This is a genomic window from Halomonas sp. GD1P12, from assembly GCF_025725645.1.
Classification (GTDB): domain Bacteria; phylum Pseudomonadota; class Gammaproteobacteria; order Pseudomonadales; family Halomonadaceae; genus Vreelandella.
The window spans coordinates 642,435-656,474 of the sequence record NZ_CP107007.1; the positions used below are offsets into that span (position 1 = coordinate 642,435).

At 62.6% G+C, this 14,040-nt stretch carries 10 protein-coding genes; 4 read left to right on the forward strand and 6 right to left on the reverse strand.

What is annotated here, in order from left to right; all coding sequences use genetic code 11:
* Positions 1-29 precede the first annotated feature (29 nt).
* Entirely contained in the window at positions 30-692 is a 663-nt protein-coding gene (locus OCT39_RS03040; protein WP_252106281.1) for a response regulator, read from the forward strand.
* A 263-nt stretch (positions 693-955) separates the two neighbouring features.
* Here the strand turns inward: OCT39_RS03040 and OCT39_RS03045 are convergent, their stop codons facing one another.
* The 4 genes from OCT39_RS03045 to OCT39_RS03060 form a co-directional block, all read right to left on the reverse strand.
* Positions 956-4,894, reverse strand: a complete 3,939-nt coding sequence (locus OCT39_RS03045; protein WP_263586226.1) for a NahK/ErcS family hybrid sensor histidine kinase/response regulator — start codon at positions 4,892-4,894, stop codon at positions 956-958.
* An 87-nt stretch (positions 4,895-4,981) separates the two neighbouring features.
* Positions 4,982-5,491 carry a hypothetical protein gene (locus OCT39_RS03050; protein ID WP_263586227.1) on the reverse strand — a complete coding sequence of 170 codons (510 nt, stop codon included), beginning with the start codon at positions 5,489-5,491 and terminating at the stop codon, positions 4,982-4,984.
* A gap of 125 nt (positions 5,492-5,616) precedes the next feature.
* Positions 5,617-7,410 carry a sodium:solute symporter family protein gene (locus OCT39_RS03055; RefSeq protein ID WP_263586228.1) on the reverse strand — a complete coding sequence of 598 codons (1,794 nt, stop codon included), beginning with the start codon at positions 7,408-7,410 and terminating at the stop codon, positions 5,617-5,619.
* A 4-nt stretch (positions 7,411-7,414) separates the two neighbouring features.
* On the reverse strand, positions 7,415-7,678 hold the full coding sequence (locus tag OCT39_RS03060) for a DUF4212 domain-containing protein (RefSeq protein WP_409335768.1): 264 nt from the start codon (positions 7,676-7,678) through the stop codon (positions 7,415-7,417).
* A 672-nt stretch (positions 7,679-8,350) separates the two neighbouring features.
* Here OCT39_RS03060 and OCT39_RS03065 point away from each other — a divergent pair.
* The 3 genes from OCT39_RS03065 (at position 8,351) to ttcA (ending at position 11,801) form a co-directional block, all read left to right on the forward strand.
* Positions 8,351-10,165, forward strand: a complete 1,815-nt coding sequence (locus OCT39_RS03065) for a putative nucleotidyltransferase substrate binding domain-containing protein (protein ID WP_263586229.1) — start codon at positions 8,351-8,353, stop codon at positions 10,163-10,165.
* A 4-nt stretch (positions 10,166-10,169) separates the two neighbouring features.
* On the forward strand, positions 10,170-10,817 hold the full coding sequence (locus OCT39_RS03070; RefSeq protein ID WP_263586230.1) for a DNA polymerase III subunit epsilon: 648 nt from the start codon (positions 10,170-10,172) through the stop codon (positions 10,815-10,817).
* A gap of 81 nt (positions 10,818-10,898) precedes the next feature.
* The gene (ttcA, locus tag OCT39_RS03075; RefSeq protein WP_263586231.1) at positions 10,899-11,801 is read left to right on the forward strand and encodes a tRNA 2-thiocytidine(32) synthetase TtcA; all 903 of its coding nucleotides are present in this window, start codon (positions 10,899-10,901) and stop codon (positions 11,799-11,801) included.
* 7 nt (positions 11,802-11,808) lie between these two features.
* On the opposite strand, the gene fnr is transcribed toward ttcA, so the two are convergent.
* Together fnr and hemN are read right to left on the reverse strand one after the other, a co-directional pair.
* Entirely contained in the window at positions 11,809-12,549 is a 741-nt protein-coding gene (fnr, locus tag OCT39_RS03080) for a fumarate/nitrate reduction transcriptional regulator Fnr (RefSeq protein ID WP_263586232.1), read from the reverse strand.
* A 30-nt stretch (positions 12,550-12,579) separates the two neighbouring features.
* Positions 12,580-13,989 (reverse strand): oxygen-independent coproporphyrinogen III oxidase, encoded by a 1,410-nt coding sequence (gene hemN / locus OCT39_RS03085; RefSeq protein WP_263586233.1) that lies wholly within the window; start codon positions 13,987-13,989, stop codon positions 12,580-12,582.
* Positions 13,990-14,040 lie beyond the last annotated feature (51 nt).

Genomic DNA, 14,040 nt, shown 5'->3' on the forward strand with positions numbered 1-14,040 from the left:
TCCCGCGCTCGTGGAACCGGAGGAATATCATGGCAGTAGCCCATAAGTTTATCGTCGCAGACGATCATCCGCTGTTTCGGGCAGCGCTCACCCAGGCGTTGCGTCAGTTGGCTCCCCAGGCCGAGATCGTCGAAGCCGATACCATGGACGCTACGACCGAGGCGGTCAGCCGACACCCCGACGCCGACCTGATTTTGTTGGATTTGCATATGCCCGGTGCCCACGGCTTCTCCGGGCTGATCCAGCTGCGCGGTCACATGCCGGATGTGCCGGTCGCGGTGGTCTCCGGCAGCGACGAGCCCTACGTGGTTCGCCGCGCGATCGATTACGGCGCCTCCGGTTTCATTCCCAAGTCCTCGTCGCTTGCGCTGATCGCCGAGGCGGTGGGCGAAATTCTGCAGGGTGAAGTGTGGTTGCCCGAAGCGCTGGCGGGGATTCTGGAAGAGACCAGCGAGGAGGAGTCGCGCTTTGCCGAGGCGATCGCCTCGCTCACACCGCAGCAGTTTCGCGTGCTCAACATGCTCACCGAAGGGTTACTCAACAAGCAGATCGCGTTCGAGCTCAACGTGTCGGAAGCCACCATCAAGGCGCACGTCACCGCGATTTTGCGCAAGCTCGGCGTCCACTCGCGCACCCAGGCCGTCATCGCCGCCCAGAAGCTCGAGGTCGAGCCGCCGAAAGTCGAATCCTGATCGAGATCGCGCCTTCAGAGAGCCTCGCTTATGGTCGCCATAAGCGAGGTTTTCTTTTGTGGCAAGCAAAAAGTTGCGCCGCGGGCTCGAGCAACCCTACGCGGGGCGCTGTGAATACTTCCCTGTACGCTACTTTCGCCATCTGACCGACATGGATGTCGGGAATGCCGAAAATGCAGGAGCGCTTTTCGGCCCTGGCGAAAAACCCCCGCTACGGGTTACTCGAGCCCGCTACCTCCTGGCTTACTCCTAATACGCAGCACTCAATCTCTGGCCCGACTCGCCTGCAGCGTCCGTGTCAGAAGCGCTCTGAGCGCCGCGGGTTTGACCGGTTTCAACAGCAGCTGATAGCCCGAGCGCTTGACCTCCTCGGCGACCTCCTCGGTACGGTCGGCGGTGATCACGATGCCCGGCACCGCGCCCGCCAGCCGCTCGGAGAGCGCCTCCAGCGCCATCAGCCCGGTGACTTCGTTATCCAGGTGGTAGTCCGCCAGAATCGCGTCCGGGTCGCCGTCCATGTTACGCAGGATCGACTTCGCCCCGCCGATGCTGGTGGCGGTGAAGACCTCACACCCCCACCCGCCGAGCATCGCGCTCATGCCCTCGAGAATCAGCGTTTCGTTGTCGATACAGACCAGTCGAGCACCAGCGAGCTTGTTGCCGCCGCGCCGAGCGGGCGCCTCGCTCGTCTCCGGCGCGGCTTCCCTGGCGGCCACGATCGGCACGCTCACCGAGAACACCGTGGCCACGTCTGGCCAGGAGCGCACCTTGATCGGGTGATCCAGCACCCGGCTCATCCGGTCAGCGATCGAAAGCCCGAGCCCCAACCCCTTTTCGCTCTCCTTATGGCGCGAGACCTGATCCAGGCGGCGAAACTCCTGGAAGATTTCGGTGAGCTTGGATTCGGGAATGCCCGGGCCGCTGTCCCATACCTCGATATTGATCCGCTCGCCCTGGCGGCGACATCCCAGCAGCACCCGGCCCTGCTGGGTATAGCGCAGCGCGTTGGACAAGAAGTTCTGCACGATGCGCCGGAGCATCTGCGGGTCGGAGTCGACCCATAGCGCGGTGGGCACTACCTTCAAATCCAGCCCCCGCTCATCGGCCATCACGTCGAACTCGGCGCGCAGCGGACGCACGATGTCCGCCAGCGCGAAGTGGCTGCGCCGTGGGGTCAGCGCCCCGGCGTCGAGCTTGGAGATATCCAGCAGCGTACCCAGAAGCTCCTCGGCGGCCTGCAGCGAGTTGTCGATATGGCCGATGGTGCGCTGGGTGCTGCTTTCGGATTCGTTTTGCATCAGCGCCGAGGTGAACAGGCGCGCGGCGTTCAAGGGCTGGAGCAGGTCGTGGCTCGCCGCGGCCAGAAAGCGGGTTTTCGAGGCGTTGGCGTCCTCGGCGACCTGCTTGGCCTGACGCAGTGCGTTTTCGGCCTCGGCGCGCACACGGTTCTCCTGACGCAGCGCCGCGTTGGCTTTGGAGAGGGCCTGGGTGCGCTCGCGCACGCGCTCTTCCAGCGTCTCGTTGGTCTCCTTGAGCGCAATCTCCGCCTGGCGGCGCTCGGTGATGTCCTGGTAGAGCGCGAAGAAGCCGAGAATCGCCTGGCTGTCGCCGAAGTGGGGCGTGTAGGTCACGAGCATATAGCGCATGCTCGACTCCACCCGCATCGATACCTCGAAGCTGACCCGCTCGCCGCCCAGCGCTCGGCGTACCCAGGGAATGCGCTCCTCGGCCTGCTTGACCGGCAGCACGTCCTCGAAGCGTTTGCCGATCACCGCGTTGCGATCGATGCTGAACGCCTGCTCGTAGGCGCGGTTGGTAAACAGATACCGGCTCTCCTTGTCGAAGTAGGCGATCAGCGCCGGCACGTTGTCGGTGTAAATACGGATGTTGTTTTCCGAGCGGATCAGCGCCTCTTCGATACGCTTTTGCTGGGTGATGTCCTGGTAGGTGTAGACGAAACCGCCGCCGGGCATCGGCGTGCCCTGTACCTCCAGCACGCTGCCATCCTGACGGTAGCGCACGTAGCGGTGGGGCTGGCCCTTGCGAATGTTGGCCATCAAGAGCTCGACGTGCTCTTCCGGATCACCAGGGCCGTACTCGCCGTTGTGGGCGTTGTAGCGAAAGATGCGATCGATCGGGGCACTGACGCGGATCAGGTGGTCGGGAAAGCGGAACAGCTCCAGATAGCGCTGGTTCCACACCACCAGGCGCAGGTTTTGATCCACCACGCTGATGCCCTGATTGATGTTCTCGATGGTCGCCTGCAACAGCGCCCGGTTGAACTCCAGCACCTGAGAGGCCTCATCGACGATCGAGATGACGTCCGAAATCCCGATGCCGCGGCCCTGTAGCGCCGAGTTCACCACGATGCGCGCGGAAGAGGCGCCGAGTACCGAGGCCAGAAAGCGCTCGGTGAACTGGATCACGTCGATCGAGGCGCGGGTACCGCTGTCCAGCGGCTTGCCGACGCGCCGGGCGTAGTCCTCGAACGCGCGCTCGACCTGGCCGGCACCCAGAAAGCGCTCGCACAGCACTTTCAGATCGCCCACCGTGGTCGCCCCGGTCCAGGGGCGGTTGACCGAGGTCTGCCGGGTCTCGACGCTATCGACGAACAGCGAGGCCTGAATGCGTTCGACCACCCGCTGGGAGCTCACCTGAGAGACGAAGATGTAGCAAAAGAGATTTACCCCGAGCGAGAGCATCACGCCGTGGGTGAAGCTGTCGCCCAGATTCAGTCCGAAAAGCGCCACCGGCGAGAGCCAAGCGATGCCCAGCGGCCCCCCGACAAGCCAGGCCGTTGGCAGTACGCCGGCATTGATCATCGCCGGCATCAACAGGCTATACGCCCAGATCGCGAAGCCCGCGTTCATGCCGACAACGACGCCCAAACGGTTGCCGCGCTTCCAGTAGAGCCCGCCGATCACCGCCGGGGCGAACTGGGCGGCGGCGGCAAAGGAGAGCATCCCGATCGAGGCCAGCGACGTGAACTCGACGATCAGCTGATAAAACCCGTAGGCCAGCGCCAAAACGGCGACGATGGTCAAGCGACGGGCGCGCAGCACCAGCCGTCCGTAGTCACGGGCCTTGGTATCGAACCAGCGCAGCCGGAAAAGCGCCGGAATGACGATCTCGTTGGAGATCATGATCGACACCGCCACCGCCGCGACGATCACCATGCCCGTGGCCGCGGAGAAGCCGCCGATAAAGGTTAAGAGCGTCAGCCACGTGTGATCGGAGGCCATGGCCAGCGCCAGCACATAGGTGTCCGGCTCGACGCCGGTGTCCGAGAACAGATAGAGCCCGGCGGCGGCCAGCGGCACTACGAAAAAGGCGAAGGCCAGCAGGTAGAGCGGAAACAGCCAGCGCGCCTTATTGGCATCGTCGGGGTGAATGTTTTCGACCACCGCAACGTGGAACTGGCGCGGCAGACAGAGAATCGCCAGCATCGCCAGCAGCGTTTGCGCCCAGAAGCTCTGGCCAAAATCCTGGTTGGCGAGCTGGCGCTGAAGCGCCAGCTCGCTTTCTGCGTGGGCCATCAGGCTCCCCAAACCGTCGAACATCCCCCAGGTCACGAAAGCGCCCAGCACCACGAAGGCGAAAAGCTTCACCAGCGACTCGAAGGCGACCGCGTGGATCAGGCCCTCGTGGTGCTCGGTGGCATCGGTATGGCGGGTGCCGAACAAAATCGCGAACACCGCCATGACGATCGCCACGTAAAAGGCGGTGTCGTTGAAAAGCGCCCCGGTCGGCGCGTTGTTTTCGGTCAGCACGCTGAAGGTGGTGGAGACCGCTTTTAACTGAAGCGCGATGTAGGGCAGGGTACCGATCAGCGCCACCAGACTCGCGAAGGCCGCCAGCGACTGGCTCTTGCCGTAGCGCGAGGCGATGAAGTCGGCGATCGAGGTGACGTTTTGATGCTTGGCCACGCGAATCATCTTGGCCAACACCGGCCAGAAAAGCAGAAAGGTCAGAATCGGGCCGACGAAGATGCTCGCAAACGACCAGCCCGCGGTAGCCGCCTGGCCCACCGCGCCGTAAAACGTCCAGGAGGTGCAGTAGATGGCCAGCGCCAGGCTGTAGATGATCGGCCGGCGGCGGCTGGCGCCTCGCGTGCGCGCGCGCCGGTCGCCAAACCAGGCGATGCCGAACAGCACCGCGATGTATAAAAGAGAGACCGCAACGAGAAGCCCGCCGTGAAACATGCCTTTCTCCTGCTCTGAGCCACGCCGGGCTAGTCGTCGAAGCCGCCCAGTTTAGGCCAAATCGCCCGGCGCGTCAGGCGCCAAACATCAGGCGCCAGGCTCGGCGCAGGCGCGCTGTAAAAGCGTGGAGTCACGGCGCAGGGTGCGAAGCCCCTCGCGGTCCGGGCGCTGATTCGCCTTGAAGAGTGGCACGAGTTCGCGGTTGTCGCAGTTGAGCAGATACCCCTGGGGAATCACGAGGTCGGTATGGCGGCGCTCGAAGTGGTAGAGCATGAATTCCGCCACGTCGCCGCTGCGCGAGAGGCTGTCGCGGTCGAGCACGCTAAAGCGGGTGGTCATCGGAAACGCGAACGTCCAGGGGCGCCAGATTTCGGTGCCCGCGGCGCTGTCGATGACCTCGGCGGAGGCGGGCAGTTGCGCCTTTTTGTGATCGAACCAGCTGTACTCCACGTGAATCTGATAGCCGAGCATGCCAAGCCCGGCCATGACCGGCACGATCCATTTGGGCAAACGATTGCCGGAGAGCTTGCGCAGTAGAAGGCCGATACCCGCCGCGGCCAGGGCGGCGAACACGGCGGCAACCAGATGCCAGATCATAAGCGTATTCCTGAAAGCGGTCGTTGAGTCGAATTCAAACGCGGCGGGCTTCCCGGAGGAAGCCCGCACGCGCCTTTCTTTTGTGAAACCTTTCTTTTATGAAACCTTGCGGCTTCGATTATGGCTTAGTGGTCGACGGCTGCACCAGCCCCTTTCGGATAGCGCACGCTTTCCACCAGCTCCTGGATCGCCAGGGGAGGCGGCGCGGTCACGCGCGATACCGCAAAGGCCACGGCGAAGTTGATCATCGCACCCACCGCGCCAAACGACAGCGGCGAGATTCCGATGAACCAGTTATCCGGCGTATTGGCCAGCATGTTGGTGCCGGGGATGAAGAACCAGCCAAGGTAGGTGAAGATATAGAGAAGCGTCGAGATCAGACCCGCCAGCATGCCGCAGATGGCGCCGGCGCTGTTCATGCGGGTGGAGAAGATCCCCATCATCAGTACCGGGAACAGCGAGGCCGCGGCGATCCCGAAGGCCAGCGCCACCGTCTGTGCGGCAAACCCTGGCGGATTGAGACCAAGGTACGTGGCGAGCAAAATCGCCCCACCCATGGAAATCCGCGCCGCCAGCATCTCCTTTTTCTCGCTGATGTTCGGATTGATGGTGTTCTTGATCAAGTCGTGGCTGATCGCCGAGGAGATCGCCAGCAGCAGCCCCGCCGCGGTGGACAGCGCCGCCGCGATACCGCCCGCCGCGATCAAGCCGACTACCCAGCCCGGCAGGTTGGCGATTTCCGGGTTGGCCAGTACCAGAATGTCGTTATTGACCGTCAGTTCGTTGCCCGCCCAGCCGCGCTCTTCGGCGGTGCCGGTGAAGCCTTCGCTGGTGTCGTTGTAGAACTGGATGCGGCCGTCATCGTTGACGTCGCTGTAGACGATCAGGCCGGTATCTTCCCAGGTCTGGAACCAGGCCGGGCGGTCGGCGTAGAGGATCGGCTCGGCGGCGGCCTCGTAATCCTCGACCTGACCGGTCATTTCCGGATACACCGTGGTCATCAGGTTAAGCCTGGCCATGGAGGCCACGGCCGGGGCGGTCAGGTAGAGCAGGGCGATGAACACCAGCGCCCAGCCCGCGGACCAGCGCGCGTCGGCCACCTTCGGCACGGTGAAAAAGCGGATGATGACGTGGGGCAGACCCGCGGTACCGATCATGAGCGACAGCGTGAACAGCACCATGTTGAGCTTGTTGTCCACATCGCCGGTGTAGTCCTGGAAGCCCAGGGCGTTGACCACGTCGTCGAGTTTCTGCAGAAGCGGCACGCCGGACTCGGTGTGGGTGCTGAACATGCCGAACATCGGAATCGGGTTCCCGGTGAGCTGCATGGCGATGAACACCGCCGGAATGGTGTAGGCGACGATCAGCACGACGTACTGCGCCACCTGGGTGTAGGTGATGCCCTTCATGCCGCCGAGCACCGCGTAGAAGAACACGGTGACCGCCGCAATCCAGATGCCCCAGGTGCTGGGCACTTCCAGAAAGCGCGAGAACGCCACGCCCGCACCGGTCATTTGACCGATAACGTAGGTGACCGAGGCGATGATCAGACACGCCACCGCGACCACGCGGGCGGTGCGGCTATAAAAGCGCTCGCCGATGAAGTCCGGCACGGTGAACTTGCCGAACTTGCGCAGATAAGGCGCGAGCAGCATGGCCAGAATCACGAAGCCGCCGGTCCAGCCCATCAGGAAGGTGGAGTTGGCGTAGCCGCCGGAGGCGATCAAACCGGCCATGGAAATGAACGACGCCGCCGACATCCAGTCCGCGGCGGTCGCCATGCCGTTGGTCACCGGATGAACGCCGCCACCGGCGACGTAGAAGTCCTTGGTAGAGCCGGCACGTGCCCATATCGCGATGCCGATATAGAGCGCGAAGGAGGCGCCGACGAACAGTAAGTTGATGGCAAACTGGCTCATTGGCTTACTCTCCCAGGCCGAATTTCTTGTCGAGCTTGTTCATTCTCCAGGCGTAGAAGAAGATCAGCGCGATAAAGGTCAGAATCGAGCCCTGCTGGGCGAACCAGAAGCCCAAATCCGTACCGCCCACCGGAATGGACGCCAGAAGCGGGCGAAACAGGATGGCGCAGCCGTAGGAGACGAACGCCCAAACGACCAAGCAGCCTGTGATCAAGCGAACGTTGGCCTTCCAGTAAGCAGCAGCGTTGGATTTATCATCTGCTATCATGGTGCTCTCCATTTATGATTTTAAGGTTGGAAAGTGTCCAAACGCGGCCAGCGCAAAGCGCCTGACCGTATCGAGCGATTAACGTGTTCCCTTTAAAGCGATTTTTATGCCGGGTTGGTGCCCGCCACCGAGCGTCAGATACTCCCTCCTTGCCACCTGACACGATAAGTCGTACGCCCTAAGGCAATGTTATCTTCAAAACTCAGGCTAATACTGGCCAATAAATGGAAAAAAGAAATCCAGACTTTGGTATCACGGACTAAAGGCGCTATTGGCAACCTGAAAAATAGCGCTAAATTACTCTATACAATGGCGTTTTGAAGACCCTTGAATACGACTTTGGTAAGGAGGCGACGATAGTCTATTAACCCAATTAATCTCATTTCAGTCGTTTTTATCGAGCGTCGCTACTCTTTTTTTAGAACGCTTTATTCAAACTCGACGCTTTTAAAAAGTATTTGTTGGGCGACGAGTTTATAGACTTTAGTAACAAGCGCGAGTAACCCGCGTTAGTCACAGGAAGTAGTCAGTCACAGGAAGTAGTAATAAGAACAATCAGCGCTAACGCCGCACTATCCGCGGGTATACACGGTTTAACCAGCTCGCATCACTGGTCGAACGTTTTCCCATTGTCGGATCCAGCGCGAGCGTGGCTTTTTAAGCAGGTGACGCATGATCGAGGTCGACCTTTCAAAACTGCCGTTTTCCCTGCTCGACGAAGCGGGCACGGCGCGGGTGCGCGACGGACTCGATCTCGCCTATTTCGATACCGGTGACGTCATTCTCGAGGCCGGTCAGCCCGGCGAAGGCGTTTTCATCATTCACAAGGGCGAGGTCGCCGAGCTCGACCCGGCAGAGCCCGCAGCCCGGACACGTATCGGCCACTACACCGAAGGTGATGTGTTCGGAGCGATCAGCCTTTTGAACGGCAAGAGTCGCTACCGCTTCGAAGCAGAGCAGGAGACGCTTTGCTACGTGTTGCAAAAGCAGACGTTCAGCGCGCTTTGTCAGCACTACCCGGCCTTCGAGGCATTTTTCCGGGAGACGCTTGCCCACAAGACCCAACTTTTGGCCGAGCGCCGCGCAGTGGACGGCATCACCATGGCCGGCTTCATGCTGGCGCGGGTGAGTGAGTGCATGCGCGCCCCGCTTGTGCTCGACGCCCGCGAGCCGCTCCAGCAGGCGGTGCATACGCTGCTGGCGCAGCAGGCCGACAGCCTGCTGGTAAGCGCAAAAGGCGGCTACGCCATGGTGACCAAAACGGATCTGCTGCGTGCGTTAGCGGTGGAGAAAACGCCGGCATCGACGCCGCTCGAGGCGCTGACGCCCACGGGGCTGGTCACCGTTACCCCGCAGCAGTACCTGTTCGAGGCGCTGGTGCTGATGACGCGCCACCAGATCGCGCGCGTGGTCGTGATGGACGGCGAAGCCCTGGCCGGCATCGTCGAGCTTCCCGACGTGCTGAGCTACTTTTCGAGCCGCAGCTACGTGGTGGGGCTTCAAATCGAAAAGGCCGGCGACTTGAAGGCGCTTGCCCAGGCGAGCCGACGCACCCCGGAGCTCGTGCGGGCGCTAATGGCCCAGGGGGTGAAGCTTCGTTTCGTCATGGAACTTCTGGCGGCGCTCAACGCCCGCATCCATCACAAGGCTTTCGGCTTTGGCGCGCCGGACGCCCCTACGCAGCGGTGCTGTCTGGTGGTGATGGGCAGCGAAGGCCGCGGCGAGCAGATTCTCAAAACCGACCAGGACAACGCCCTGATTCTTGCGGACGACGCCAGCTGGCCAGAGGCGTCGGCGGCGATGCAGGCGCTCACCCGTACGCTGGTCGAGCTGGGCTACCCGCCGTGCCCGGGTAACATCATGGTTTCCAACCCCGAGTGGGTCGGGAGCGTGGCGACCTGGCAGGCGCGGATCGAGCGCTGGGCCGAGAAGCGCGACGGCGACAGCCTCATGAAGCTTGCCATCATGCTCGACGCCCGGGCCGTGGCCGGCAACGCCGAGCTTGCCCGGCGCGTGCGCCAGGCGCTCTACGCGCGCTGCGCCGACGATGAGCTTTTGCTGAGCTATCTGGCGCGGGCGGCGCTGAGTTTTTCCACGCCGCTGACGCTGTTCGGCTCGTTGAAAAAGCGCGAGCACGGCATCGACATCAAAAAGGGCGGGATTTTTCCTATCGTGCATGGCGTGCGCACCATGGCGCTGGAGCGGCGCATCGACGCCGAAAGCACCTTCGAGCGCCTCGAGGCGCTGGTGGCCGACGGCCGGCTGGAACATCGCTTCGCCGAGGACCTGGGCGAGGCGCTGGCGCTTTTCAGCGAGCTTCGCCTGCGCCAGCAGTTGGCGGCCCCAAACGGCCAGGCGGCGCTCGCCAACCACGTGGTGGTGCAGAGCCTGTCGTCGCTCGAGCGCGACCTGCTGCGCGAGGCGCTGCACATCGTCAAGGAGTTCAAGGCGCGCCTGACCCACCGATACCACCTGGAGTACTCATAGCGGTATGCAATTGACGACTCGACACTTTTCACTCTTTGGCGGCTCGCTGCGTAGCTTGTTCAAGCGCGAGAGCGACCGCCGACGGCTGGCCGGTTCGCCCTTCGAGTGGCTGTTCCATCCTTATCTTGGCGAGGAGCTGGTGGCGCTGGCGTTTCGCTTCGCCCCGACCGATCCGATTTTGAGCGTGGCCGCAGTGGTGTTCAACGAGCGCCGCGTGCTGACCCAAAACGCCTGGGTGGCAACGCTTGCCGATCGCCACACGGTGGCAAGGCGTGCGCTGCGCCGCCACCAGGTGGAGCATCCGACCCCGGCGCTCATGGCGCCCACGGCGGAAAACATCGCCACGCTCGCCGAGTTCATTGGCAATCGTCCGGTCGTTGGGTGGGGGCTCGATCAAACGCTTGGGCCGGTCAACCGGCTGTTCGACCAGCGGCTGGGTTTCGAGCTGCCCAACGCCCAGGTCGATATCGAACGCCTCTACCAGCGCCGTCAGAAGCGCTCGTCGATCGACCCCCGGCTGGCGCCGGATCTCGACCAGGCGCTTCGCCATGCGCGGCTGACGCCCCCCGGTGCGACGTCGCTTCTGGGCGAGGCGAGCGCCTGCGCGCTTTTATACATGCGTCTTACGCGCGACGCCGCGCTCGAGGCGTGAGCGGCGCTCGACGTTATTGGGTGGGGGCGGGAGTCTTGATAGAATGAGCGCCTTATCCTCATCACCGGCAGTGCGTACACCATGCAGCAACCCGATCACTTCGACCCCGTCGCGTTGGAAGCTGTCGCGTCCAACGGTTCAGCCGAGCTTCACGACGTCAAACAGAAGCGCGAATTCAACAAGTTGCAGAAAAGGCTTCGGCGCGAGGTCGGCAACGCCATTCTCGATTACAACATGATCGACGAAGGCGACCGGGTGATGGTGTGCCTGTCCGGCGGCAAGGACAGCTACACCATGCTCGAGATTTTGCGCAATCTGCAGCGCAACGCGCCGGTGAACTTTTCGCTGGTGGCGGTGAATCTCGATCAGAAGCAGCCGGGGTTCCCCGAGCACGTGCTGCCGCGCTACCTCGACGCCCAGGGCGTGGAGTACCACATCCTCGAGCGCGATACCTACTCGGTGGTGAAGGAGAAAACGCCGGAGGGCAAGACGACCTGCGCGCTCTGCTCACGGCTCAGACGCGGCTCGCTCTACGGCTTCGCTGAAGAGATCGGTGCGACCAAGATCGCGCTGGGCCATCACCGCGAAGACATTCTCGAAACGCTGTTTTTGAACATGTTCTTCGGCGGCTCGCTAAAGTCCATGCCGCCGAAACTGCTCTCTGATGACGGCAAGAACATCGTCATTCGCCCGCTGGCTTACTGCAAGGAAGCGGACATCGCCGAGTTCTCGCGGCTGATGGAATTTCCGATCATTCCCTGCAACCTGTGCGGCTCGCAGCCGAACATGCAGCGCCAGGAGGTCAAGAAGATGCTCGCCGAGTGGAACAGGAAATTCCCGGGTCGGCTCGAAAGCATGTTCAAGGCGGTCACCAACGTGGCGCCTTCGCAGCTGGCCGACCGCGCGCTTTTTGACTTCCAGGGGCTCGAGGCCAAACAGGCCGAACTCAAGGCCGGGCGTATTTCGGCGCTCAACCTGGGCTGATCCAGCGTCAGTTTACCGCTTCCTCATCGGCCAGGGTAATGAGCCTGGCCATGTCCAGAATGTTCACTTCCCGCCCGGATACCGCGACGACCTGCTGGCTTTGAAGGCGGCTCAGAATGCGGCTGACCGTCTCGACGGCCAAGCCAAGGTAGTTGCCGATATCCGCCCGCGCCATGGAGAGGCGAAAGCTGTAGGGCGAGTAGCCGCGGCGGCGAAAGCGATCCGAGAGCGTCGTGAGAAAGGTCGCCAGGCGCTGGTCGGCGGTCTTGCGCGATAAAAGGCGCATCATGCGCCGGTCGTCGCGAAGCTCCTTGCTCATGCTGCGATAAAGCTGGGTCCTGAGTTCGGGAAGCTCCTCGGAAAGCGTGTCCAGATGCTTGAAGGGAATTTCGCACACGGTGGTGGTTTCCAGCGCAATTACGCTGCCCGGGTAGGTCTCTTCGTCGATGCCGTCGAGGCCCACCAGCTCGCTTGGCAGGTAGAAGTTGGTGAGCTGCTCGAAGCCCGAGCCTTCGCTGGTGACCTGCTTGAGACTGCCCGAGCGCACCGCAAAGACGCTCGAAAAACGCTCGCCCTGATGAAACAGCGCCTCGCCCTTTTTGAGCGGCGCGCGGCGGCGAATGATCGCGTCGAACTGGCTGATATCCTCGATCTGAAGCGCCAGCGGCAGGCACAGCGAGCTCAGGCTACAGGTCTGACAGCGAGGGGCTTGCAAAAGCGCCGAGCGCTGGCGGGCGGGAGTCGACATTACCATCTCCTTATAAACCGTAGGTGCCCATTATAGGATTCTTGAGTAGCGCTGGGCGAGCGGCGCCGACAGATGAGCGTCGAAGGCCATCGCCAGATGGCGGATCAACAGCCGACCGATTGGCGTCACGTTCAACACCGCGCCCGTGCGCTCGATCAAACCGTCACGTTCGGCCTGGGCGAGCCGTGACAGCGCATCAGCAAAGTAAGCCTCGGCGTCGATGTCAAAGCGCGCGCTGATCAAGGCCAGGTCCAGGCGCATATCGCACATCAGCCGCTCGATCACCGCGCGGCGAATCAGATCGTCCTGGCTCAAGCGAAGGCCCTTGCAGGTCGCCAGTCGCCCCTCATCGAGCGCCGCGGCGTAGTCGTCGAGCTTGACCGGGTTTTGCGCGTAAACGTCATCGATACGCGAAATGGCCGACACGCCCAGCCCGATCAGATCGCACTGCGCGTGGCTCGAGTAGCCCTGGAAGTTACGCGCAAGCGTGCCCTCGCGCTGGGCGATCGCCAGGCTGTCCTCGGGCAGGGCGAAGTGATCCATGCCGATATGCACGTAGCCCGCACTGGCCAGCATTTCGATGCTTTTACGCAACATGGCGAGTTTTTCGTCAGCGCCGGGAAGCTCGGCTTCATCGATGCGCCGCTGCGGCGCGAAGCGCGCGGGCAGGTGGGCGTAGTTGAAAAGCGAAAGCCTGGCCGGCCCCAGCTCGATCACCTGAGAGAGCGTATCGGCAAAGCGGCGCTCGCTCTGGCGTGGAAGGCCATAAATCAAATCCACGTTGAGCGAGCCAAAGCCGAGCCGGTGCGCCTCGTCCATCAGCGTTTCGGTCAGCTGCCTTGGCTGGACGCGGTTGATGGCGCGCTGCACGTCCGGGTCCAGGTCCTGCACACCCAGGCTCAGTCGGTTGAAGCCGAGCGACTGCAGATGGCGCAGGGTGAACACGTCCGCCTCGCGCGGGTCGATCTCGATGGCGTAATCGCGGTGCGGGTCGCTCGAGAGCCCGAAGCGGGCATCCAATCGATCGATCAAATCGCCCATTTGCGACAGCGTCAAAAAGGTTGGCGTGCCGCCGCCCCAGTGAAGCTGCTCGACCGGGCGCGAGGTGTCCACGTGGCGCGCGGCGAGCACCATCTCCCGGTCGAGGCGTGAAAGGTACGGCTCGGCGAGCTGACGGTTTTTGGTGGCGATCTTGTTGCAGGCGCAGTAGAAGCAGATCTTCTCGCAAAACGGGATGTGCACGTAGAGCGAAAGCGCCCGGCCGCTTGGGTTGCTGCGCGAAAGCGCCTGGGTGAAGTCATCACACGTAAAGCCGTCGTGAAAGGCCAGCGCCGTTGGGTAGGAGGTGTAGCGCGGCCCGCTCGTGTCGTAGCGGCGCACGAGCGCCTCGTCCCAAACGGGGGCAAAGGGGGCAGCGGTTGCGTGGGCGCAGGTCGGCATGGAGGCTCCCGGTCAGAGAAACGAACGCCAGGTTCGTTCGATGGCGGCCTA